Source organism: Burkholderia sp. PAMC 28687, from assembly GCF_001577465.1.
Taxonomy (GTDB): Bacteria; Pseudomonadota; Gammaproteobacteria; order Burkholderiales; family Burkholderiaceae; genus Caballeronia.
On record NZ_CP014508.1, the window covers coordinates 74943 to 98152 of the forward strand.

General features: G+C 56.6%; 19 protein-coding genes, 8 pseudogenes and 1 other annotated feature. Of the genes and pseudogenes, 13 read left to right on the forward strand and 14 right to left on the reverse strand.

Annotated features, from left to right (window positions below):
• Nucleotides 1–59: 59 nt before the first annotated feature.
• Entirely contained in the window at nt 60–674 is a 615-nt protein-coding gene (rclC, locus tag AX768_RS30030) for a reactive chlorine resistance membrane protein RclC (RefSeq protein ID WP_062003825.1), read from the reverse strand.
• A gap of 234 nt (nt 675–908) precedes the next feature.
• Nucleotides 909–1305: pseudogene (locus AX768_RS32305) on the reverse strand (Tn3 family transposase); the annotation flags it as partial.
• Between AX768_RS32305 and AX768_RS32310 the strand changes: the two are divergent.
• Nucleotides 1300–1491: a hypothetical protein gene (locus AX768_RS32310; protein ID WP_231941662.1), complete on the forward strand. Its 192-nt coding sequence runs from the start codon at nt 1300–1302 to the stop codon at nt 1489–1491. The pseudogene AX768_RS32305 and the gene AX768_RS32310 overlap by 6 nt on opposite strands.
• 10 nt (nt 1492–1501) lie before the next feature.
• On the opposite strand, the gene wrbA is transcribed toward AX768_RS32310, so the two are convergent.
• The 3 genes from wrbA to AX768_RS33090 all read right to left on the reverse strand — a co-directional run bounded on the left by wrbA (nt 1502) and on the right by AX768_RS33090 (nt 3357).
• Entirely contained in the window at nt 1502–2101 is a 600-nt protein-coding gene (gene wrbA, locus AX768_RS30040; RefSeq protein ID WP_062003827.1) for an NAD(P)H:quinone oxidoreductase, read from the reverse strand.
• Nucleotides 2102–2282: 181 nt separating this feature from the next.
• Nucleotides 2283–2828, reverse strand: coding sequence for an SDR family NAD(P)-dependent oxidoreductase (locus tag AX768_RS30045; RefSeq protein ID WP_231941663.1), 546 nt, complete (start codon nt 2826–2828; stop codon nt 2283–2285).
• A gap of 19 nt (nt 2829–2847) precedes the next feature.
• Complete coding sequence (locus tag AX768_RS33090) at nt 2848–3357, reverse strand: hypothetical protein (protein ID WP_155524380.1); 510 nt, start codon at nt 3355–3357, stop codon at nt 2848–2850.
• Between the two features lie 79 nt (nt 3358–3436).
• On the opposite strand from AX768_RS33090, the pseudogene AX768_RS32315 reads away from it, so the two are divergent.
• The 5 genes and pseudogenes from AX768_RS32315 to AX768_RS30080 all read left to right on the forward strand — a co-directional run.
• A pseudogene (locus AX768_RS32315) lies at nt 3437–4747 on the forward strand (IS3 family transposase).
• Nucleotides 3739–3855, forward strand: a sequence feature (AL1L pseudoknot). It overlaps the preceding pseudogene by 117 nt.
• A 117-nt stretch (nt 4748–4864) precedes the next feature.
• Complete coding sequence (locus AX768_RS30060; protein WP_082779167.1) at nt 4865–5524, forward strand: NADPH-dependent F420 reductase; 660 nt, start codon at nt 4865–4867, stop codon at nt 5522–5524.
• Nucleotides 5508–6524, forward strand: a complete 1017-nt coding sequence (locus tag AX768_RS30065) for an alcohol dehydrogenase catalytic domain-containing protein (protein WP_062003830.1) — start codon at nt 5508–5510, stop codon at nt 6522–6524. Before AX768_RS30060 ends, AX768_RS30065 begins: the two co-directional genes overlap by 17 nt.
• Nucleotides 6525–6700: 176 nt before the next feature.
• Nucleotides 6701–7339 (forward strand): annotated as a pseudogene (locus AX768_RS32320) (IS6 family transposase).
• A gap of 216 nt (nt 7340–7555) precedes the next feature.
• Nucleotides 7556–8119 (forward strand): annotated as a pseudogene (locus tag AX768_RS30080) (IS5 family transposase); the annotation flags it as partial.
• Nucleotides 8120–8544: 425 nt separating this feature from the next.
• Here AX768_RS30080 and AX768_RS30085 read toward each other — a convergent pair.
• The 5 genes and pseudogenes from AX768_RS30085 to AX768_RS30100 form a co-directional block, all read right to left on the reverse strand.
• Complete coding sequence (locus tag AX768_RS30085) at nt 8545–9159, reverse strand: protoglobin domain-containing protein (protein ID WP_062004067.1); 615 nt, start codon at nt 9157–9159, stop codon at nt 8545–8547.
• A gap of 348 nt (nt 9160–9507) precedes the next feature.
• On the reverse strand, nt 9508–9864 hold the full coding sequence (locus tag AX768_RS30090) for a BON domain-containing protein (RefSeq protein ID WP_062003834.1): 357 nt from the start codon (nt 9862–9864) through the stop codon (nt 9508–9510).
• Between the two features lie 640 nt (nt 9865–10504).
• Nucleotides 10505–10672 (reverse strand): annotated as a pseudogene (locus AX768_RS34575) (alpha/beta hydrolase); the annotation flags it as partial.
• Nucleotides 10673–10970: 298 nt separating this feature from the next.
• The gene (locus AX768_RS30095; RefSeq protein ID WP_155524381.1) at nt 10971–11897 is read right to left on the reverse strand and encodes an alpha/beta fold hydrolase; all 927 of its coding nucleotides are present in this window, start codon (nt 11895–11897) and stop codon (nt 10971–10973) included.
• Between the two features lie 297 nt (nt 11898–12194).
• Nucleotides 12195–12842: a cysteine hydrolase gene (locus AX768_RS30100; protein WP_062003836.1), complete on the reverse strand. Its 648-nt coding sequence runs from the start codon at nt 12840–12842 to the stop codon at nt 12195–12197.
• A gap of 722 nt (nt 12843–13564) precedes the next feature.
• Between AX768_RS30100 and AX768_RS32335 the strand changes: the two are divergent.
• From AX768_RS32335 to AX768_RS32340, 6 genes and pseudogenes are all read left to right on the forward strand, one after another.
• Nucleotides 13565–13996, forward strand: a pseudogene (locus AX768_RS32335) (IS21 family transposase); the annotation flags it as partial.
• Nucleotides 13996–14595 (forward strand): annotated as a pseudogene (locus AX768_RS30105) (IS3 family transposase); the annotation flags it as partial. The pseudogenes AX768_RS32335 and AX768_RS30105, both read left to right, overlap by 1 nt.
• 418 nt (nt 14596–15013) lie before the next feature.
• On the forward strand, nt 15014–15838 hold the full coding sequence (locus AX768_RS30110) for an alpha/beta fold hydrolase (protein ID WP_062004069.1): 825 nt from the start codon (nt 15014–15016) through the stop codon (nt 15836–15838).
• A gap of 253 nt (nt 15839–16091) precedes the next feature.
• Entirely contained in the window at nt 16092–16634 is a 543-nt protein-coding gene (locus AX768_RS30115) for an ISAs1 family transposase (RefSeq protein ID WP_062003837.1), read from the forward strand.
• On the forward strand, nt 16613–17200 hold the full coding sequence (locus AX768_RS30120; RefSeq protein WP_155524382.1) for an ISAs1 family transposase: 588 nt from the start codon (nt 16613–16615) through the stop codon (nt 17198–17200). The genes AX768_RS30115 and AX768_RS30120 overlap by 22 nt, the downstream gene beginning before the upstream one ends.
• A 99-nt stretch (nt 17201–17299) precedes the next feature.
• Nucleotides 17300–17548, forward strand: a pseudogene (locus tag AX768_RS32340) (transposase); the annotation flags it as partial.
• Nucleotides 17549–17720: 172 nt separating this feature from the next.
• Here the strand turns inward: AX768_RS32340 and AX768_RS30125 are convergent.
• Both AX768_RS30125 and AX768_RS30130 read right to left on the reverse strand, forming a co-directional pair.
• The gene (locus AX768_RS30125) at nt 17721–17966 is read right to left on the reverse strand and encodes a hypothetical protein (protein WP_062003839.1); all 246 of its coding nucleotides are present in this window, start codon (nt 17964–17966) and stop codon (nt 17721–17723) included.
• A 301-nt stretch (nt 17967–18267) separates the two neighbouring features.
• Nucleotides 18268–18930, reverse strand: a complete 663-nt coding sequence (locus tag AX768_RS30130) for a hypothetical protein (RefSeq protein ID WP_231941664.1) — start codon at nt 18928–18930, stop codon at nt 18268–18270.
• A gap of 672 nt (nt 18931–19602) precedes the next feature.
• On the opposite strand from AX768_RS30130, the gene AX768_RS30140 reads away from it, so the two are divergent.
• A complete protein-coding gene (locus AX768_RS30140) occupies nt 19603–20262 on the forward strand; it encodes a carbonic anhydrase (protein WP_062003841.1) in 660 nt (219 codons plus the stop codon).
• Nucleotides 20263–20434: 172 nt separating this feature from the next.
• On the opposite strand, the gene AX768_RS30145 is transcribed toward AX768_RS30140, so the two are convergent.
• Nucleotides 20435–20704: a hypothetical protein gene (locus tag AX768_RS30145; protein WP_062003842.1), complete on the reverse strand. Its 270-nt coding sequence runs from the start codon at nt 20702–20704 to the stop codon at nt 20435–20437.
• A 36-nt stretch (nt 20705–20740) separates the two neighbouring features.
• On the reverse strand, nt 20741–22753 hold the full coding sequence (locus AX768_RS30150; RefSeq protein ID WP_335340497.1) for a site-specific integrase: 2013 nt from the start codon (nt 22751–22753) through the stop codon (nt 20741–20743).
• Between the last annotated feature and the right edge of the window lie 457 nt (nt 22754–23210).

Below are 23210 nucleotides of genomic sequence, written 5' to 3' on the forward strand. Positions count from 1 at the left end.
CAGTTTCATACTATGACGACGAAGGTCTCTAACATCGACTATCGCGAAGGCACTCGTGTTCAAGGTAGTGTTGGACGGCTTGTCTTCATTCGCAAAGCAGATTCGGATTGCCTTTCTTCCAATATCTTTCTTGCACAATCGGCAACTACTACCACAGCGCCAGCCAGCATTATGGTGTCCTTGATGATCAGCCGACCCATTCCCGATAAGTACGGAAAACCATGCTGTGCGTCACCGAGCGCGGGAACCCACGCCTCAGGCGTCGTGACGAGAAAAGACAGCGTTACAAAAGGGGTCAGGAATGATAAGAGGCCACCAATCAAACCCGCCTTCCGCGAAATCGGATTTAGAAGCACAAGAAATGCAATGAATAATTCAACGCTGCCGAGTCCACGTGAAAATCGATAGGTATTGTTCTGTTCTTGCCATTCACGCGATGCGGGCACAAGCTGGCCCTCTTTCGTCATATGATCTTTGTATTGCTCCGGATGCTTGTAAAAAAACGACATCATTGGGCTGCGGGCGACCATTGGTGTGATGCTGTCGGCCTCGAAGGGTACAAACTTGAGCAGACCGATCCAGATGAAGACGATGGCTATCGAGATGCGAATCAGGTTGGTACCTAATCTGTCCGCGCGACTAAGGGAAACGAGCAGGTGATCGATTTTTGACATAAGGGGGCCGAGAGGGTTCGAGAGAATTGACGAGTCTGGGACATACGGCCTTCCCCAACCAGACTCCGACTGCTCATCGTGCTGCTTGATCGTCTCAAGTTCCGGGGGAGGGCTTACAACCTGCAGAATTCCAGGCCAACTTCGCCGAACCTCTGGGGCGTTGAGATCGAGCGGCGGGCATCCCTTATGTAGGGGTTTGAGGCGCAGTGGAACGGAAAACCGGGTTAAGCATTTTCATGAGTCGGTGTCCGCCGGATCTCGTAGGGGCCGTAATTCGCCCTTGGCCACTGCATCTGACACCGAGAATGAATACCGCCCCAGCATGTTGATGTGCTCGTGCGGACAGCGGTGACAGTGTCACCACGTCTGCGTTGTTTACCGCGTAACCCTCCGCACGCAGTTGGTTCAAGGCGGCTTCGACGTAGATCGTGTTCCAAAGCACGATCATATTGAGCATCAAGCCGAGTGCGCCGAACTGGTCTTCCTGACCCTCGCGGTAATGCTGACGCAGCTCGCCGCGCTTGCCGTGAAAGACGGCACGTGCGACGCTGTGGCGACTTTCGCCGCGGTTGAGTTGCGTCAACGTCCCCCGGCGCTTCGCTTCGTCGTCGATATAGGTCAGAGTGTGCAGCTACCAAGAGAACTGGTCGAGGCCGACATTCATGCGGGCCGTTTGCAGCATCTGCTCCCAGGGCTTGCCAGCACGCCAGGCCTCGTCCATGCAATCTTCCCCACGCGCCGAGGCATGGTGCCGGCCGTGCGTCACCTGCTCGACGCACTCGTCGCAGGATGCGAAGGTCTGAACCGGCAGCGTTAGCTTCTGAGCTTCAGCCGAACAGCTTGTTCGCTGTCCTGGCGATCAGTTCACCCTGGAAGCGGGCGCCGTCGAGCTCAATAACACTTGGTTGACGTTGACCTGTTGTGCTGGCGATTGTCGTGGCGCCGTATGGAGAACCGCCGGTGACTTCATCCACCGTCATCTGCCCTGCATAGCTGTAGGGCAGGCCGACAATGACCATGCCGAAGTGCATTAGGTTGGTGATAACCGAAAACAACGTCACCTCCTGTCCGCCGTGCTGCGTGCCGGTCGAAGTGAAGGCACCGCCTACCTTGCCGACCAGCGCACCCCGCATCCACAGGCCGCCGGCCTGATCGAGGAAGGCCGCCATCTGCGATGAGATGCGCCCGAAGCGCGTCGGCGTGCCAACAATGATCGCGTCGTAGTCAGCGAGTTCGGAGACTGCGGCAACCGGCGCTTTCTGGTCGAGCTTGAAGTGTCCGGCCTTGGCCACTTCCTCAGCTACAGTCTCCGGAACCCGCCTGATGTCGACTGTGGCGCCCGTGGAGCGCGACCCTTCGGCGACGGCTTCGGCCATCATTTCCATATGACCATACGTGGAATAGTACAGAACCAGAACCTTTGACATCTTCGACCTCCTTCCTTTTTTTGCGGTGAGACCGCGGTAGAAAATTAGCCAGATTTTTGGGTAACTGGCCGTCCAGCCCGCGTGACCAGGCCGGACATTATCGTGTTGCCTCGCTCTGTCAATCTACCTGTAAATCCTGGCCTGCGATTGCGGGGGCGGCCGAGCCCGCATTTTAAACACGTTACGTGGCGAGAAAGCCGCCGTCCACGGCCAACTCAGCGCCCGTCACAAAGGACGACTGGTCCGAAAGGAGCCCCGCCGCAGCGCGAGCCACTTCTTGCGGCAAGGCGATACGCCCGCCCGGGTGAGACGTCCGCAGCTTCTCCAGCAAGTCGGCGAATTGCGGTTCCGACGTCAGCGCCTGGACCATGGGCGTATTTACGGCGCCGGGAAGAATGGCGTTGACACCGGATCTGCCTACGACCATAGTCGCTGCGGCAGCCTTGGTCAAACCCAATACCCCACCCTTCGATCCGCAATAGTTAGCCGAGAGCGGCACGGCCACCCGGCCCAGCGCGGACGATGTGTTGACAATAACGCCTCCACCGCTCTGCAGCATCGCCCGTATCTCGTGTTTCATGCAGAAAAATACGCCATCGTAGTCGACGCTTTGAATACGGCGCCATTTTTTTGCGATCAATTCGTGCAACAGGACGTTCGTTTGCACGAATCCTGCATTGTTGAAGGTGCCGTCGAGCCGTCCAAACTTTTCCACCGTTGCTGCCACGATCGCTTCGACCTGCGCTTCATCCGCGGGGCCGATCCGCGAGGTCGGCCCCGTTTTGTCGCAGCGCCGGCAAACCGTGCACCAGCGACAAACCTCGCTCGGCCATCATCTCGACCAGATCGCGCAGGCTGAGCTTGTAGCGAAGGTACCTGCGCACGCAGAGAATGATGATCTCCCGATCAAAATGCCGCCCCTCAATCAACGCTTCAACGGCTTCGCGCTTGCTCATCACCGACCACCAGATTGTTGGGCTTAATACTTTAACCGATTCGCCGAGCCTATTTGCACCAAAGCCGCTGGAGGCACCCAGCGCGGCGACGAAGATGTGGGCCCGGCTGCCGTCGGTCAATGCGATGGTGGGGCCGGCGTAATCGATGAACAGCTTCCCGCCTGCGCGGTGAATCTGCCGCATCGAGCGCTTGAACTGCCTGGCGAAGCGCCGATAGTTGTCGCAGAACTGGGAGTAGGCGTAGGTCTGGCGGTCCGCTTGCTCGGCCCGGTATTCCTCCCACAGCAGCATCGGCGTCATGCCCTTGCGGCGCAACTCCTTGAGGCGCCCCGGAAATGTAGGAGACTTTCGATCTTGGCTGTAACGGGAGATTTGAAGAATGGAAAACGCAAGCAAAGTGAAGAAGCCGACAGGGGCGAGATACTCTGACGAGGTTTGGGCACGTGCGGTCCGGATGGTGTTAGAGCACCAGCACGATACGAGACGCAGGGTGCGGCGATGCGCTCGATTGCCGCGAAGAGGGGAATGTCGCGAAAGACGCTGCGCAACTGGGTTAATCAAGCTGAGCGTGATCCAGGGCAACGGGCTGGCATAACTACGGCGGATCTGGCGCGACTCAAAGAGCTTGAACGTGAGGTTCGGGAACTGCGTACAGTCAACGAGATCCTGCCGTAAGGCGTCCGCGTATTTCTCGCAGGCGGAGCTCGACCGCCGACCGAAGCCATGATCACGTTTATCGACGATCATCGTGCGCTCTACGGGGTCGAGTCGATCTGCCGGTTGCTGCCGATCGCCCCGTCGACATACTATCGGCATATGGCCCGACGCCACGACCCGCAGCAATGGTCGACACGAACTCGCCGCGACGCTGTATTGAAGGCTCAAATTAGACAGATCTGGGAAGACGATTTCGCCGTGTATGGAGCACGCAAGGTGTGGCGAAAGCAGTTGCGTGACGAGGTGAAGGTTGCGCGTTGCACGGTCGAGCGCCCGATGAAAGCGATGGGCATCCACGGTGTGCGGCGCGGCCGCGTGATCAGGACCACTTAGCGAGATGATGCGGTGCCGTGCCAGTCGGATTAGGTGAAGCGGCAGTTCCGGGCCGACCGACCTAACGCGCTGTGCGTTGCGGATTTTACATATATTTCGACATGGTCGGGCTTCGTGTACGTGGCGTTCGTAACCGATGTGTTCGCAAGGCGTATAGTTGGCTGGCGCGTGTCGTCCTCGATGCGCACAGACTTCGTACTGGATGCGCTAAATCAGGCGCTGCACGAACGCAGCCGGGCGAGGGTCTCAAACATCATTCGGACGACGGATCGCAATATCTTTGCGTTCGCTATACAGACCGCTTGCTGGGTGCGGGTGTGCAACCATCAGCGGGCAGCGTCGGTGATTCGTACGACAACGCATTGGCCGAAACCATCAATTGCTTATACAAAGCGGGGTGATCCATCGAAGGTCGTGGCCGCACGTGCAGGCAATCGAACTGGCGACACTCGAATGGGCCCATTGGTATAACCATCGTCGGCTGCTCGGCCCACTGGGCTATATCTCGCCTGCCGAAGCGGAGGAAGCTTACAATCGGAAAGGAGTTACTCGCTCGCGCGGCGTAGCGCCAATCTCGGTGGTCTCCGACAAACCCGGGCGCTTCACTGCGGGAGATCGGCAAAATCTAGAGCATGGTTAATAAATACACCTTTTAGCGATGAATACTGGTGGTCTTTCAAGTGGGCCACCATTGGGTGCAAACCCCGTCTTAGGCTTGCGCAGCGCAACAATTGCATAGTGGCTAAGGAGCAAAAAGATGGATATTGGGATTATTGGTGCAGGTCAAGTCGCATGCGCCTTCGCTCGCAAGGTGATCGGCACCGGACACACTGTCATGATCAGCAATAGCAAGGGGCCGGAAAGCCTGGCGAGTGTTGTCGCGCAGCTGGGACCCAATGCTCGGGCAGTGAGCAAGGAAGACGCGGCTCAGGTGCCGCTTGTGCTGCTAGGGGTGGCTTGGCAAAACGTCGCGTCAGCGCTGTCGGGTTTGCCGGCGTGGCGGCAGCAAATCCTGATCGATGCCACCAACCCTTTCGACGGCACTCCGCAGGGTGGCCTGGTCGATCTAGGCGGCCAGACTTCTAGCGAAATCGTGGCGCAGTTGGCGCCAGGTGCGTCTGTTGTGAAGGCGATCAACACCTCCTTCATGAGTAACTTTTCACAAGAGCCACAACGTAACGGCATGCGCCGTGTGCTGTTTGTCTCGGCCGATAACGCAGCAGCCAAAAACACCGTGGCCTTGCTATTTGAAACTTTAGGTTTTGCCCCGATAGACCTCGGCAACCTCAAACGTGGGGGCGCGATTCAAGGTATGGGCGCGCCCATTGCCGGACACGACTTCTTCGTGCCCTGGCCCGCCCCACGTTCTTTCCCTTTCGGTTTGCCACAGGAGTATCTCAATGAACAGCAATCTTGAAACCGCGTGCCAGGTAGTGCACAACACTTTCGGCGACCCCGCATCCGTATTGCGCGTGAGCGCAGCCCATCGTCCTGCTTCGCCGGCGGACGGCGAAGTCTTGGTGCGCGTAACGCACAGCGCCATCCATCGCGGCGACCTTCATCTGGTTACCGGCACTTATGCAGGCAAGCGCGGCCAGTCCACGGACGGCCCGCGCGTGCCCGGACTGGAAGCCGTGGGAGTTGTCACCGAAGCGGCATCGGCCACATTGGCGGCCAGCGGGCTGGAGATTGGTGCCAGAGTCGCTTTTTTTGCGCCTGACGCCTGGCAAAGCTGGCGCGTACTCCCAGCTGCGGCGCTCGTTCCAGTGCCGGCGCAGATACCTGATGACATCGCTGCCCAGATGTTAATTAACTCCATTACCGCGTTGCACGTGCTACGCCAAGCGTCAGCGGTCCATGCAAACGTCCAGACCATTATCCAGACTGGTGCCGCCTCAGCGGTAAGCAAGTTGATCACCCATTTTGCCTTGCAGCGTGGCATCTCACCGATACGGCTGGTACGCTCCGAGCAGAGCGCCGACGTGCTGCGGAGCGTCTTGCCAGGAGGCGCCGTTATCAGCATATCCCAGCCCGACTGGCGTGATCAGGTACGCGAGCACGCGAGCGGCGAGCTTGCCTTGGCCTTCGATTGCGTGAGCGGCGACATGATAGGCGAGCTTTCGGACCTGATGGCTGACAGCGCTACAATTATGAGCTATGGCGCGCTCGACGATAGTCCAGCCGCAACGGCAAAACTGATGAATCGCGGCCAGCGTCTGCAGGGCGTCACGGTTGGACACTGGTTCGGTGCGGCAGCGAAACAGCAGCATGCCGACATCGGTCAAGCGCTCGAGGTCGCCCGAAATCATCCGGAACTATTCGGTCACGCCGATCAGTTTGAGGTCGGCGATTTATCCTCGGCCATTTCGGCCGTGACGGCACCCTCGAAATCGGGCAACGTTCTCATTAAATTCTGAAGGAGTCTGTTACTAAACGTCATCGCAGTGGTTTTGTCGCATAGCGGTGCCGCGGTAAAGTTCGGGTTGCCAAAACTTTGCTTGGGCCCGCGATAAAGAAGAACGCAACACCACGAACGGACCTTGCTGCTGGCGTTACCAAGGTGCTGCAGCGGTTACACTATCCGCTGGACGTGATGTTGTTGTGCGTGCGGTGGTATGTGGCCCATTCGCTAAGTCTTCGAAATCTCGAGGGGGTGATGGCTGAGCGCGCCATTGGCGTGGATCATTCAACAGTGCATCGTTGGGTCATCAAGCTGGTGCCTTTGTTTGAAAAGACTTTTCGCAAGCACAAGCGCCCGGTGGGCAAGAGTTAGCGCATGGATGAAACCTATATCAAGGTCAAAGACTCGTGGAAATATCTTTATCGCGCCTTGGACAAGGCGGGCAACACTATCGAGTTTCTGTTCAGAGCCAAGCGGGACAAGGCTGCCCGGCGGTTTTTTTAAAAAGGCAATCGGTCAGAACGGCTCGCCCGAGACGGTGACAATCGACAAGAGCGGTTCCAAACTGTCCGCGCTTCATGCGGTGAATGCCGAGCGCGGGACGCCCATCAAGATTCGTCAAGCCAAGTTTTTGAACAACGTGGTCGAACAGGACCATCGGGCCATCAAACGCATCGCTTGCCCGATGCAGGGGTTCACGGACTTTGACTGTGCGCGCGTTATTCTCAGTGGCATTGAGACTATGCACATGGTCAAGAAAGGGCAGATGAAACGCTTGGATAAAAAATCCCGCTGTCCGCTGCCCAGCAGTTCTGCTCGCTCGTTTCATAAGGTATTTCTTCGGTATCAAATTTACTCGTCCCTCCCGTCTTACTGCGACACAACCGCCGCATTGGGACCGTACCACGGCACGCATGGGACAGTTGCCGTGGTGCTGTGCACTGCCGATACGACAGAGCCGAACTTTAACGGTCAGGATATCGAAGGGGCTGGCCCGCTCTGTTATCGTAAACCAACATAATTTCGTCAACACTACGCGTATAGAGCGAAGGCGAATGGAAGGTGCGCAAGCACGGCTACTCCAAGCGGCGCACGTGGCGTAAGGTCCATCTCCGGCTGGACGTGAAGACGGGCCAGATACGCGCGGCGATGATGACTCATCAAGACGTCGACGACGCTAGTGCATTGCCCGGTTTGTTAGCCCAGATTCCTGCCGATGAGCCCATCGATACGATAGGCGGTGACGGTGCATACGATACAAAGCAGTGCCATCAGGCGATCGCTGGGCGCGGCGCTACGCCATCGATTGCGCCGCGTGAAGGCGCCAAACCTTGGTCTGAGGACACACCAGGAGCAAGCTGGCGCAATGAGGCGATCGACGACATTGCGCGAGATGGCCGAGGCGAATGGAAAAAGTGCAGTGGCTACCACCGACGTTCGCCGATCGAAAATACGATGTAACGGTATAAAACGCTCACGGGGAATTGTCTTTGGGCACGCTGCATTGGTTCACAAGCGACGGAGGTCGCCATCCGTGTTGGCATCATCTCAAAATGCCTCGATCGGTGTCGTGCGTTAAGCAAACTGAATTTTGCAGGGCCAAGTCAATAGTGTTCACTTGTCCACCTATTTCAGACAATTTCGAACCCATCAAACGCGTCCACAGAAAGGAGCGAAAAGCCGCCTAAATTTAATCGTTGAGGCGACGTCTAGCTTGACATTACCACGTTCGTCCTCGTCTTCGCGGCTCAGGGACTGGGATCCCTGTGGCCAATGCTGCGGGCACCGCGCGTTTGCGAATGTCCGGCATGGTGGGCTGGGCGTGGCTAAGGAGATTTGGCGCGAATATGCCGGCCCTTTTTTCGGCCTCGTATTCGTTGCTTCAATCGCGTCCATGCTACTCTGCGGCGGCGCAGCAAGATCGGGCCGCATATGGGCGGCGAAAATCAAATAAGCCGGTGACCGGACCTTCGTCAACAAGCGAAAGAGCCCGACAACCCCCCAGCGAGCCGCTTTTCTTGGTCTGCGCCAGGCGGTTACCACTCATTGGGCGCCTGTGATGCGTTGACGTAGGGGCCTGCCCAAAGCGCCATCTGTAGTTGAATGGATTTACACCATGCCCGGTGCATCTTCTCAACCTCTGCTTTCGAGTGACTCTTGCTGGCAAGATAGGGCTTGATGGTTTCGTTAATGACGGCCACAAATCCGATAATGTCGCGCAGTGGCACATGCGAAGTGGATTCGACCTGGTCCGTCTGGTTCTTCTTCAGGCTGGTGTGCCGCAGGGCAATTTCCTGTTGATAATCGAGCCAATCGCGGTCGTATGGACGAAAGCAGGTGTCGAGGATCCACTGTTCAAACCGAAGATTACTCTTCGCAAGATAGTCAGGAAGCGGCCTCCGATCATTCGCGCGCGAGTGCCTCGCAAGGTGTGGTATGCCAGCAATGATGCCACTGCGCCATCGGAGCACGACGTCATGGGTCTGGTCCGCGAGCACCTCGCCGGCAAGAAGCAAATAGCGCTTGTCGTCTTCGGTGAAGCCCACGGTAGCCTTAAGGTCCTCCAACTCCTGCAGCGAAACAGCCGATGATGCGATCTCGGCCATCCCGTATGAGTAACCGTGAATGTCTTCCGCAACTCTCTTCGTCATTTGACACTCCTTGCTTGCGGCATTGGGATTTTGCTGCATCAGCGCTCGCACTCAGGTAACCTGCCTTGATAGCGATGCCAATCCCACCATACCAGGCACCCGCTAAAGAAGCCCCCAGCCTTGCAGCAAGCGGTGTTGTGGAGCGCCATGCTCAGCGGATACCTGAATCGCAAGCATGACCGACCACGGGCCCAACGGTCATCTGGTGCCGGTTCCTCATATTGCACGAGATCACGAAGATGTATCAGATCTTCAGGCAAAACGAATAGCATGATCATTCAACTTGGGGGTAATCCGGAGCATTCCGGGGAAGGCGCTATCACTGCTTTGCCCTGCGCGCTCGTCTGCTTACTGACCGCCCTCCTCCGATCGGATCGTGAGGTGATTGTCGACGGAAGCGACGCCCGGCAGGCCCTTCACGGCCGTCGTGGCTTGACCGACCTGGGACGCGTCTGGCACGCTGCCGGACAGCGAGACCGCGCTGCCGCGGACACGCACGCTTATGTTGGCAACGTCAATCCCGTTGGCCTTTGCGAGCGCTGCGCGCACTTTCTTGCCCAGAGCGCGGTTTTCCGCCCTCGCGGACTTCGCACTCGGTGCGGGGGATGCCATCGCGCCAGCTTCACTTGACTGCGCATAAGCGTTGAATGAAGCCAGGACGATCAGGACTCCGCTTGCCAACTTGACTGCTTTGATTGCGATCATGCATGTTCTCCTTCTTACGAAATCAGAAAATGGCCTCGACGAAGCCGTTGCTAGCGAACGACACAACGGAATCCGCCCCACGGATACGCCTGGCGGCCTGCGCCACCGCTAGCGAGGAACGCAGAATGCTGCTCCGATCAGGTGAATGCATGTTTAATGACATTTATCTTTGAATAGCTGAGAATATCAACGCTGCATGTGCGGATAGAGCGGCAGATTGGCGCGATAGTCTTATACGTCGTGCACTACAGGAGGGGTGTCCATAACGATGCCCCCTGATCGGCCGGCATAAAAATTGTGTCGTATCCACCGGCACTGATCCAGGAAATCCCGGGCTTGATCTCTCGATCAGGTACCCATTAGGTCCGGGCGCCTTGCCTCGCGAAGCCTCCGGTACCACAGCGAACAGCTCTGTGCGTCCAGCGCAGTGGAACTAGAGCCCCGCTCCGTTTTCCTGTTTCTGAGTCTTCGACCCTCTCCGCAGCATTGAGGCTCATGGCAATCTCCGTTAGCAAATCCCTTGAATGCAATTTGTCGCACCCCCGCACGATGTCGGCACCCTATATGGTTTGACTATTGATAAGTCAACGAACGCCACGCTGTCGGGCCCTTATCATACTTTGCTCGCCGCTGCGATAAAGGCGGCGGCAACAGCTTTCAGCTGACTCAGCAAACGCGGCGGGTTTTGCACGGAGACCACCTGCAGGCCGCGCGCTTCGAGAAGCGGGATGATTTTGCTCCAACTCGACTCATCGGCGAACGTGCCGTGTACAAGCACGGCAGTCACCCCGTTTAGGGCTGTCGGCGGTGTAGGGTCGTCTCGCTCAGTGGAAAGCCTGCAAAACAGCAAGGTCGCCGCTAGCCATCGGATCGTCAGGCGATTCATGATTTATTCTCTAGCTGGCTGCGAGCATAAGCAAATTACTCGAGGCAGGAGCCATCAACTACAAATTCTTCCCCGGAAGGCAATGCTTGGCGGCCCACCTTCGCAATAACAACAAGGCGCATTGCAAACCAGGTTCATCCCCGAGTCATGCGGCGGTCCGGGGATAAAAGTCAATGCCAGCGAAATTCGCCGTCAACATAGGAATCACCATAATATTTAATCACGCTCTTGAATCGACCTGTTGAGCAAGGAAGTCGCGTATCAGCGGCACCATCTCATCCGCCTTGTCTTCTAGCGCAAAGTGACCTGTGTCGAGCATATGAGTCTGTACGTCCGGCAAGTCCTCTTTATACGGGAAAGCTCCATCCGCCGGGAAGATGACGTCATTCTTCCCCCACACGATTAGCATCGGCGGCTTATGCTCACGGAAATACGCCTGCACCTTCGGGTAGAGCGGCAGATTGGTTCGATAGTCATAGAACAGGTCGAGCTGGATGTCGTTGTTGCCGGGACGATCGAGCAGCACCTGGTCGTGGACCCAGTTGTCCGGGGAAACACGGGTGCGGTCGGACACGCCATCGGTATACTGAAAAATGGTCGTCTCGAGCGTGAACAGCGGCAGCAACGCTTTCCGGCTGGCGTCCGAGCCGTCGGCCCAGTAGGTCTTGATCGGGTCCCAGAACGCCTTGAGGCCCTCATCGTAGGCATTCCCGTTCTGGACGATGAAGCCGGCCACACGGTCCGGATGCTTGAGAGCCAGCCGCCAGCCAACCGGCGCGCCATAGTCCATGACATACATCGTGTACCGGCTAGCGCCGAGATGGTCGAGCAGACCATCCACCAGTTCGGCATAGCGGTCGAACGTATAGGCGAAAGCGGCGCGATCCGGCATGTCGCTCTGACCAAAGCCGGGATAGTCCGGTGCAATCACATGGTAGCGGTCGGCGAGTGCAGGGATCAGGTTCCGGAACATGTGCGACGAGGTTGGAAAACCATGCAACAGCAGGACAACGGGAGCGTCCGCCGGACCGGCATGACGATAAAAAATCTTCAATCCGTCGACTATCGCCGTCCGATGATGCGTTACCAGAATGGCGGGCGTGTGGAGATTGGCAGCTGACGAAGTACTTGATGCGGAACTGGTCATTACGATTCTCCTTTGGTGAGACAGCCTTTCCCCGATCATTTCTGCACGACCGTATCGGCCCGCAGCTCGGACTGTCCATCGCATTTGCACCGGACAGCACCTAGCACAAAGCCGACGTAGTCTGTCGCCGGCTCGTTTGACGGCGAACACGGGAGAATGGCGAAATAACTGCCAGCGCTGTATCTCGCGCGAAGCAACGCCACTCGCACCAACTATCAGTACATGTCGCACCAGATTGTTACGATTAGCAGCGAGAGATGCAATGTTCTAAATATTCGGACGCTGACGACAGGCGCATCAAGTCATCGCCGCAATGACTTCGTCGGTGCATACTACGGCGTGCGCGAGGAACGCATAGTTGATCATCGCGGCTTTATACCCATCGCCCCAGACTGGATGACGAGGTCCGGCTGTTGCATCTGCTACCACGAACACTTCAAAGCCATGCTCGAGGAGGTCTCGCAAATGAGCCTCCACGCACATGTTGGCGAGCATGCCGCCCAGTACCACTTTGCTTATATGCCGTTTGCGTAATTGCAGCACAAGGTCGTTGGTTTGCGGTCCGAAGACCTTATGAGGACTCGCGACGATAGTTTGGCCGTCATCGATGTAAGGTTTGAACTCTACGAGCCAGTCTGCGCCTGAGCCTTCAAATCCCTGGAGGTTCAGAGTGCCCGCTCGCGCGAATGTACCGGTTGCGAACTCGTCTGTTTCCAGCGGGCCGTTAAAATTCCATGCGCGATCGGTCGGAAAGAAGTAGTGCGGAGATATAAATACATTGACCTTCGCGGCTTTGGCGGCCTTGAAAATTCTCAGCATGTTTTCGACGGTTTTATTCTCAGTGACGCTCGCACCAACCGCGCCCCAATTCTTGCCCGTAGGACTCAGGACATCGTTCTGTGGGTCGATGAATACCACCGCCGTATCGGTTGGATCACAGTTCATGCTAAGGCCTTTTGGTAGAAAGAAAAGCCGCTCGTTGGGCCTTCGTTAAGGTTTACACCTTTAACATTAGGCGAGGCGTTGTCCTTTAGCAATGGGAAAGTTCGGTGCCTTGTTTCGAAGTCTTGATATGATCAATGCCAACACGCTCGAAGACAACGTGCCGGCTCTCGGCAACCTTTGCCAAGATGTAGTAAGCGCTGGATGAAGTCGCCGCTCCCCAGAGAAACTACAAGGGCTTCCTCTTTGAGCACAAGCTCAATCGAAATTCGCACGTTGATACATTCTGCAAGCCGCGTCGGTGCGTGTGAGGAGGTGAAGGACTGCTGTACTAAAATCCGCCATATTGAACCGCTGTTGTTGAAGTCCGTTATTAACGGTAACCATGTCCATAGCAACGCTAATCGTGCCCATTAATTCTGCTAGCGCGGCGCCTTGCTAATTCGGCTAACATCGCGTGGAGAAAGTGTTTCGCTGCTCCACCCATTCGAATATGCGCGCTGTCCAAAAACAAGGTGTTTTCCGACTTTTTAGCCATCTTTTATTTAGGATATCTTTGTATTTTTTTGAAAATTGAAGAATCACTTATTAGCGGAATTGATGGGCAGGGTGTAGACGCCGACCGAAAAGTAGACCACTGATTCGGGTCTCGCCGACTTAAAAGTAACCTGGGCAACCAGCCTAACCTGCTGCTTTTAGAAGCAGAGGTTTAGAGGATGCTCCCGATGACCATGATTGGCAAAGTACGGCGGATGTTTCACCGCCAGGACAAGTCGGTGCGCGAGATCGCGCGGCTGACGAGTTTGTCGCGCATCACAATTCGTAAGTATTTAAAAGAAGGTACCGCGCAGGAACCGAAGTACGAACGCGCGGAGCGGGTATCCAAGCTCACGCCGTTTCACGAGAAGCTTATCGAGGCGTTGGTTGTTGACGCGCTGCGCCCGAGGAAGGAGCGGCGCAGGACATGGACGCTGTTTGAGCAGCTTCAGGCCGCCGGCTATGACGGCTGTTATTCGCGGGTGACTGATTTTATCCGGACGTGGCGAGTCGCCGAAGGCAAGTCGATTTCAGCAAACGCGTTTGTACCGCTGCACTTCTCATTAGGCGAAGCGTTTCAGTTTGACTGGAGCGAAGAAGGCTTGGTGATCGGTGGGATCAGCGTCGCTACAAAGTCACCACAGATTCGAAGCACAAGCTGCCGATCGCCCCCAATTTGCTCGACAGAAACTTCACGACAGATGCCCGTAACCTGGTCTTCACTTCGGACATCACTTATATCTGGACCGACGAGGGCTGGCTGTATCTGGCGATCGTATTGGACCTGTTTAACCGTGAGGTCGTTGGCTGGTCGATCAAAGCGAAAATGAGCACCGACTTGGTGATCGACGCGCTGACAATGGCATGGTTCCGCCGTAAGCCGGCCCCGGGTGCGCTGTGCCATTCGGATCGTGGCAGCCAATACGCAAGTCATGCCTTTCAGGCGAAACTCGTCGAGTACGGGATGACGTGTTCAATGAGTCGCAAAGGAAATTGTTGGGACAATGCCCCGACTGAAAGCTTCTTCAACAGCTTGAAGAACGAACGAGTTCACGAGAGACGGTACGCCACGCATGCTGACGCGATCGCGGACTTGTTTGAATACGTCGAAGTATTTTATAACCGAAGTCGTCGCCACTCCACGCTCGGCCAAGTGTCGCCGACCCAGTTCATGCAAGACTGGATCACGACTCACCAGGAGAAGAATCTGGCGGCATAATGTTCGACCCTTGGAACACGAAAAACAGGGGGAAGCTCAGACCCCCTTCAAAACCACTTCAAAGCCACTTCAAAACCACGTCAAAACGACGTCAAAACCTTCATCTACGCTTGCGACATTGCCCGCCTCGATTTTTTTTGTACTGAGCACTCTTCTGGTATTTTAAGGTCTCGCCCTTATGGATCGCTATCTTGCAGGCGACTAAATATCAAGCGATCATCAAATTTTTATAAAAGGTAGAAAAATTATGTCAGATACACAGGGCCAATCACCGTTCGTGACGACGCGTCGAGCGCTCTTCAAAATCGCTGCGGCGGTCGGTGCGGCCTCAACCTTACCCTTCGCTGCATCTGCATCTGCCGCTGATCGCGCCACGAAGACTCCGGCCTACAACGGTCACACCAACGGAAATATCGCTATGAATACGGTAACGACCAAAGACGGCATCCAGATATTTTATAAAGACTGGGGTAGCGGACAGCCGATCGTTTTTTCGCACGGTTGGCCTCTGAGCGCCGACGATTGGGATACTCAAATGATGTTCTTCCTAAATCACGGCTTTCGCGTGATTGCACATGACCGACGAGGTCACGGTCGATCAACTCAAACCGCCGATGGGCATGACATGGATCACTATGCGGACGATCTGGCTACGGTGACCGCACACCTTGATTTGAAGAATGCCATTCACATCGGCCACTCCACCGGGGGCGGCGAGGTTGTGCGCTACCTTGCACGGCACGGAGAAAGCCGGGTATCAAAGGCCGTACTGATTAGCTCCGTTCCACCATTGATGCTCCAGACCGCCGCGAACCCCGGAGGTTTGCCGAAATCAGTGTTTGACGGGTTACAAGAACAAGTTGCAAACAATCGTGCTCAATTCTTCCGTGACCTGCCCGCTGGACCCTTCTATGGGTACAACCGCGAGGGGGCGAAACCGTCCGAAGGTATTATCCAGAATTGGTGGCGGCAAGGCATGAATGGAGGGTCCAAAGCGCATTACGACGGCATAGTCGCCTTCTCGCAAACCGACTTCACAGATGACTTGAAGAAAATCACAGTTCCCACCTTGGTGATGCACGGCGACGATGATCAGATTGTTCCTTATGCTGACTCCGGTCCGCTCACCGCCAAATTGTTGCAGAAGGGCATCTTGAAAACTTACAAAGGCTTTCCACACGGCATGCCGACAACGGAAGCCAAAACCATTAACGCTGATCTGCTCGAGTTTATCAAAGGGTAAACCGTTGGGGAGGTCCGTGTAATTGCCACTACCCATTCTATATCGGCCGATCCGACGGGCGACAGTGCGAAAATAACACCCCTACAGGGCAGAAAGCTCCTTGTCCTGTAGGCTTCAATCATTAGATCAGGGCATCTCGCCACAAAATATTGACGGCTGCTTTGGAGAAACGCGAAGGGCACCTGACGGTCAGGGCTGTTAACTTTTCTTCGTCCATGTTAACTTTCGGAAAACATGATGGAGCGAGGTAAGGATGATTTTCGGCGGTGTTTTTTCCGGACTGGTTGATGGGCGTGGTGCACATGGCAAGCGTTACGAGTTCGAACCGCTGCTATGTGCGGTGGTGTTGTCGATGCTGGCAGGCTCGTTCTCACTCAGGAAGATGGAAGCCTTTATCGACGAGCGGTTGGAACAGTTGAACCAGTTGTTCGGTACGGCCTGGCGCAAGGCCCCGAGCTGGGTGGGAATCAGGAATTTTTTGCTGAGCATAGACGAAATAGAACTTGAATCGGCGGTTCGCTCCCATGCCTGCGGCCTGAGCACGCCTGCGTCAGGACGACAGTTCATCGCCATTGACGGCAAGGCGCTTCGAGGCAGCGCGTCACGCGTACTGGATACGCCAGCGCAGCAACTGGTGTCGGCCTTCGATCACGATGATCTGATTGTGCTCGGACACGTTGAGGTGTCGGAAAAATCGAACGAGATCCCCGCCGCGCAGGCGCTGATCGAATCGATGGGACTTCCCGGGCGGGTCTTCACACTGGATGCGCTTCATTGTCAAAAAAAACGCTCATGATCGCTTCAGAAAAGAAAGCCGATATCCTGGTGCAGGTTAAAGGGAACCAGCCGACTTTACTCGCGGCGTGTGAGGACTTGGCACGTCACCGTACCGCCACGCAATGCGACGTTCAGCATGACAAGGGCCATGGTCGCATCGAGACGCGCACCGTGCACACCTTTGATTTGCCGCAAAACTGGCTCCCCGATGGTTGGCAGCCGGTTGTACAGCAGGTCGCCCGAATCTCACGCACTGTCGAGCGCAAGAGGCACGGCGCAGGCTGGGAAAAAACCGACGAAACAGCCTGGTGGATCAGCACGGACACTCTCAGTGCGGCAACTTTCCAAGCAGCCATTCGAGGGCACTGGAGCGTCGAGAATCAGAATCATCATGTGCGCGACGTAACGCTGCGAGAGGACCACTGCAGGGTACGCAATAAACCCGGTGTGCTGGGCCGCCTGCGCTCAATGACGTTGAACTGTCTGCGTGCCGGACGTGTTCACAACATCGCCGTCACACTTCATCGCAATGCCATGAACTTTGACCGCACACGCAATTTCGCCTTCGTAACACGGAAAACTTAACAACCCTGACCTGACGGTCGGGTACCGCCAAGGGCAGTCGGCGCCCACTGATTCTCCCTTCACCGGAAAGGAGAGTGGTCATGGAAGCGACTGTCAGCAATAGGCCTCACGCCAAGCCGGTACAGCAGCGGAGGGAAGGAACGGCTGGCCGGCATCACGAAGACGGGAGATGCGTACCTAGGAAATCTGCTGATACTCGGAGCTCGCTCGGTGATGGCGAGTCTGGGCGACAAGCAGGACCGTTTCAGCCGCTGGGTGATAAGTCTCGTCGAGCGTCGCGGCTACTGGCGGGCGGCTGTCGCCATCGCCGCGAAGAATACGCGCATGGCGCGGGCGACTCTTAAGTAAGGCGACGCCTTCAAATACGTATCGGCGTCCGCATGAACGAACATAACGCCCGATAGGCAAGCAGCCAGAGGCATCAGAGCAAACACGAGAGATTAACGATCACTTTGCACTCCCAGCGGTGATATGAAGCGGGATGGACCCGCGCAAGGTGTGCCTGTCAGAAGAACGGGGATTACCATCCCATCCAAAGAATGAGGTCCTTGCGCGCGTCTTTCATCAGGGTCCGGGCCACCAGCCCAATATGACCGGTTGTAGTACAGCAGTCCTTCACCTTCTCACGCACGCCGAATGGCAATGCAACATGTATGCACTCCGAGCTTCGATTGAGCTTTTGCTCAACGGGGAAGCCCTTGTAGTTCTTCTGGTCCCCAAATCGCTTGGCCCACATCTGCCTGCGTTCATCGTATCCATTCGTCATTGCCCGACTCCTTCATTAACAGAGCCGTCATTGTTCAACTCGAAAACTTCAACTTCAACGTGTGCTTAAATTAGCGCTTACAAATGGAACGCTAGCTCTGTGACGGGTCGTCTTGGTAGGATTCACTGCGGCGGTTCTCCTGTCCGAGGTTTCGTCGTTGGCAAGCCTGATTTTTTCAGATTAACCAGGAAACCGCCACCTTCAACCTTCAACTACGCTTCGGACATTGCCTCATTAGGACCGGGACAGCCGATCGGGCTGTATGCCTTGGGAATGAGTGACGCCGGATTGTCAGTAGCCACTACGGTCGTACGATCAGCTGATGGTGGGCATTGACGCCAATGTCTCCACGGGAATTTCCGTACGTCTTGCCGTCCGAGTGATAGACAACGAGCACTGCATTGTCATGCGTAAGTGGTGCCGGTGCAGTCGTCGTCAGGACCGCCTTGCCCACGGTATCAGCGACAAAGCTGTTCGCCTCGCCGGCTCCATCCAGCGGCGTGAAACCAACCGGCTTCTGGTCGAAGTGATTCTCAAACAGACTGTAGTGACCGCCTGGCTTGAGGTTAGAAAGGATCACCGTGACCTTTTCCCCCCCGTTCGCCTGGGGAGTTAGTAAAACTTCGCCGTTAGCATCCAGCCATGCGCCTAGAGACATGCCGAGCGGTTTGCCGGAAGCATTCAAGATCGGCAAGGTCCGTAGATCATCTCGACGCGCGTTGCGGACGCCTGCGACGTGTCTGATCCCCTGCGGGCCGATACCTGCGGAGCCCGAAGGCTCAGTGACGAAAACTTGCGGGTCTAACACGGGAATCTGATGTGTTTCAGCAGAAAAAAACGCGGCGTGAGTAACTAAGGGGAGTGCCTGGCTTTGACCATACGCGGTCAGATATGTCAGGCTTCCCAAGCCAAATACACCTAAAACAGCGACACCTTTCAAGTTAAGTTTTTTCAGCGCTTTCACGATTTTCCTTTTAGATGTTGTTCCATTTGCATGCTGGACGATTAGTACACCGGTACGCATTGCACAAAACAGCCGGTCACAGCCGTAACCTTCACCTGATCGCCCATCTCAATCAACCACCGGGCCCGGTGTTGAGATTTTCTGCAAGCCTCCAACCCAATGATGGCAAGCATACCATTTACGAAATCCTCAAGAAACGCCGTTAACTCGATAGGCCTGTTAAAAATCTCGCTAGTACTACAGCCGTAGATGTACAGAGATCGGTGGTACACAGCCGCGTCGCCGGTAGTGGCACTGCTGCGCGCGGTATTGATGTCTTCGACGCCATGCCGACCAGGACAACACGTATTCGATGGAGTGAGCGCCATGCCATAGGAGGCGGCATAGCAGTCGGCGATCTCGTGCACTAACGTACACCGACTCAATTTTGCCAACATTGCGCGTATAAAAATGTCAACTCGCGTTTTCGGGTGTGACGCTGGTTTTGCGCATCGGGTTAACGCGCAACAGCGATCCTGGGTATGACGCATGGGTATCCGTCGGCTTACCCAAGCTTGAGGGCCGTTGTAGATCGACACCCATCCACGATGTCGTCGATAATAACGGCCCCAGCGGCGCCACGGCATGTCAAGTACGAGTGCCAGCATAAAGCATTCGACTTTGGAGGAAATCATGCGTGACATTAATGACGGCTTTCTGCGCTTTCAGCGCGATATCTATCCGCAACGTATCGAGCTTTTCCGGCAACTCGCTACGACCCAAAGCCCGAAGGCGTTGTTTGTCACCTGCTCGGATAGCCGTGTCGTGCCAGAGCTCCTCACCCAGCGCGAACCGGGCGAACTATTTGTGATCCGCAACGCCGGCAACATCGTGCCGTCCTATGGTCCAGAACCCGGTGGCGTCTCAGCCACCGTTGAATATGCGGTCGCAGTGCTCAAGGTGCAGGACATCGTGATCTGCGGCCACTCGGATTGCGGTGCGATGGGTGCAATTTCACGCTGTACGTGTCTGGATCATCTTCCGGCGGTCGCTAACTGGCTTCGTCATTCGGACGCCGCAAAAGCAATCAACGCAGCACATCAATTCGACACGCCTCGCGCGAAGCTTGACGGCCTTGTGCGCGAAAACGTGATCGCGCAACTGGCGAATCTGCGCACGCATCCATCGGTGGCGCTCGCGCTCGAGCAAGGGCTCATGAATTTGCACGGGTGGGTCTACGACATCGAGATGGGTCGCATCGATGCGCTCGACGGCGAAACACGACGCTTCGTTCCACTTTCTGATTCGCCGACCACCGTTGCAGTCGCTGCGCGAAAAGAAAACCTGATTTGATGGCGACAGAGGTTGAGCGTGGTCGAATCACCTCCAGAATACATTCGCCCCAGCCAAAGTTAGCGAACCGGCATTGCGCTGTTGGGCAAATTTTCGGCGGTATAGCGTTGTCCTGTTGCCTGTGTCCGAGCACCGCATAGGCCGATAAAAAGCCGTTGAGGTCAGTTCTAACCTAACGTTCATCGTCGACGACATCGCCGAAAAGATCGGACGTTCCGCCGTTTGGTTGCGACATCGGCATTTTGCCACTCGGAACCTGACCCAGCGTTTCATGCGGCAACCAGGTTTCTTCGATGGCGTCGATACCGCACTCGATCATCTGCTGCAGAAAAAACGACTGCTTGCGCCCCGTCGTCTCGGCAAGCAGTCGCAGTCGTTGCTCTATCTGCGGATCAATGCGCACGGCGACAACGATCAACTTGTTTTCGGCGTTTCTTCTCACTGTGAACTCCGGTGGTTCATCCCGTTCGCGCTCGCATCAGCGCGGTCCTTCCAGCAGTATTGCTCGACGTCGGCGACGTTGCAGCAACATCCGTACGCTAACCGCCGTCTTCTGAATAGTATTGGGCCGCGGCATCAAGCATGCGCTGCCGTTCGGCGCGCACATAAATGGACGTTGTCTGCAGCGAGGCGTGACCGAGAACGCGCTGAACGACGTCGATCGGCATGTCCTGAGCAACGGCCCTTGTAAAAAGGTGTGGCGAAACGCATGCGCGGAGGTTTCCAGCAACTGCGCATGGGCATCGTGCGATAAAACACCCTCCCGTAACAACTCACCGGCGAGCTGCTTCATGGCCTGCCGCACCAGCCGCGCGAGCGCATCCGGGGCATACGCCCTCTTCGCATGCGTACGATCATCGCCATCAGATTGCACTTCGGTCGCGTCTTCGCCCCGTTCGCCGTCTTCATTGCCGTGCTTGGCGCGTGCGCTAAGGGTCGCGGGAATCACCAGCGGGGCGATCAGCGGAGCATCGTCCTGAGCCGCATCGAAGTTTTCACCGCGATCAATCCAGTGCGCGCGCAACGCGCGAACCGTCGCCGCACTCACCGGCACCGTCCGCTGCCGGCGCCGCTTGCCGACCACGCTCAGTGCCCACATCTCAACCTGCGCTGCCCCGCCCTCCCCCGCTTTTTTCGCGGCGCCCGCCGACGCCACGTGACGCATTGCGCGCAGATCCTGGCGCCGCGCGTTCGCCGCTTCTTCGCGACGCAAACCCGAATCGCCCATCAGCAAAATCGCCGCGCGCGCTGTTCGCCACTGTCGCACTTGTTCCGGCGTTTCGTTGAGCAGCTGATTCCCGCAGCGCTGATCGAGTGCCCGGCGCACAAGCGCCCAAAGATCGGCCGACAACGCACGGTCGACCTGCACGGAAACTTCCTTCGTTACCGTCGCGGGATCCGTCACCGCGCTCCACGGATTCCCTGCCAGATAGCGGACCGTCGTTAACCATGCAAACGCCGCGCGAATCGCACGCACCGCATACGCTTGACTGTCGGGCGACAACCCTTCCGGCGTAAAAGGTCGCCACCGGCCGCTCGTCCGTGAGCGTTTCGGTCCCACAAAACTCGCCACCGGCCCCTTCAAAAAATCCTTATATGCCTCGCAGTCTTCCACCGTCATCGACGAGAGCGCGACACCGCGCACCACCACCAGCCACAGCACCAGCCGTTCGATCTCCTTGGTGTACACACGCAGGGTCGGTAACCGGTCGCGATAGCGATTCAGGTAGGCGTGGACGGCAGCGAGATCGTGCTGCGCGCGGATGAACGCGAACTCGCGCGCGCGATTGCTGCCGTGTTCACCCGACAGCGCTGTCGGAATCGCCAGCCGCTCGAACGGCGCCAGTCGCGGCGCCTCGACCGACCCGCCGATCACCACCACATTGTGTAAATCGGAAGCTGGTACGAGCGGACGGGTGTCGACATCGGCGTCGACTTTTACGCCGAGTGTGCGCTCGTGCCGGCGCAGCCAGGCGACCATCACACGGGCGCGATGCGGCCCGATGCGCGGTATCGATCGCCACCAGCTTCCGCCGTGCGAATTGCAGTAGGCGATCAGCTGACCCAGCGTGTTGATCCCCTCTCCCACCAGTCTTTTGGTCACTAGCGGGCGAAACCACAGACCGAGCCCATGATCGGGCGCGGGCACGGCCGCCGCCAAGGTCGATGCCTGCTCGACCATGCGCAGCGTGACGGCGGTGAGCTTCGCGCTGCCGTGCTGCTTGATCGACGCTTTCAGGTGGGTGGCGAGCACGGCCGAGCCGTGCCGCAACGCAAGCTGCACCAGGTCATCGAGCATCGTGCGCAGGAACTGCTCCATCGCGTCGGGCGTCGCCGCCTGCGGCGAGACCCTGCGGTCATCCGGATCGTAATAGCGCCGCGCGATCAACGCGGGCGCGATGTGCTGCACGAACGCACGCAACGCCGTGAAGTCGGTGCGCGTGTAGGTGCGAGGCGCCGGCAAGTTCAGTTGCTGGGTCTGGTTAGCCAAGCTCCCTCCTTGCTCCACCGAAGGTGCCCTGCCCCGCCGCGAACCCCGTTTTAAAGCAGATCATTAGCTCAAAGCCAGTGATAAAGTGCGATACCCCGGATTTTACGCATTAAAACCTTATCTGATAATAACAATTATCAGGAATACTAATCTTCTGCATTAAGGTGTTTGACCAGATTCACCGACCATTGCGGATCATTAATAACCATATTAACTAAGCTGAGGCATGAAATGACGACGACCGCTTGTCAACGGTTTTCCTACTACTGATCCGAGACGGCATTGGTCATTGGAAGTTGTCGCGCGGGCAAGTCGAACAGACGGTTAATTGCGTTTTCTAATCGGCGTTTTTAATGTCCCGAAGCGACAAGATCTTACGTTTTGACGACCGAGATTTTCTTGCCGAAATTGCCATCTGCGCAGTCGAGCGAGATCGATACAACAGCGGCGGGCGACG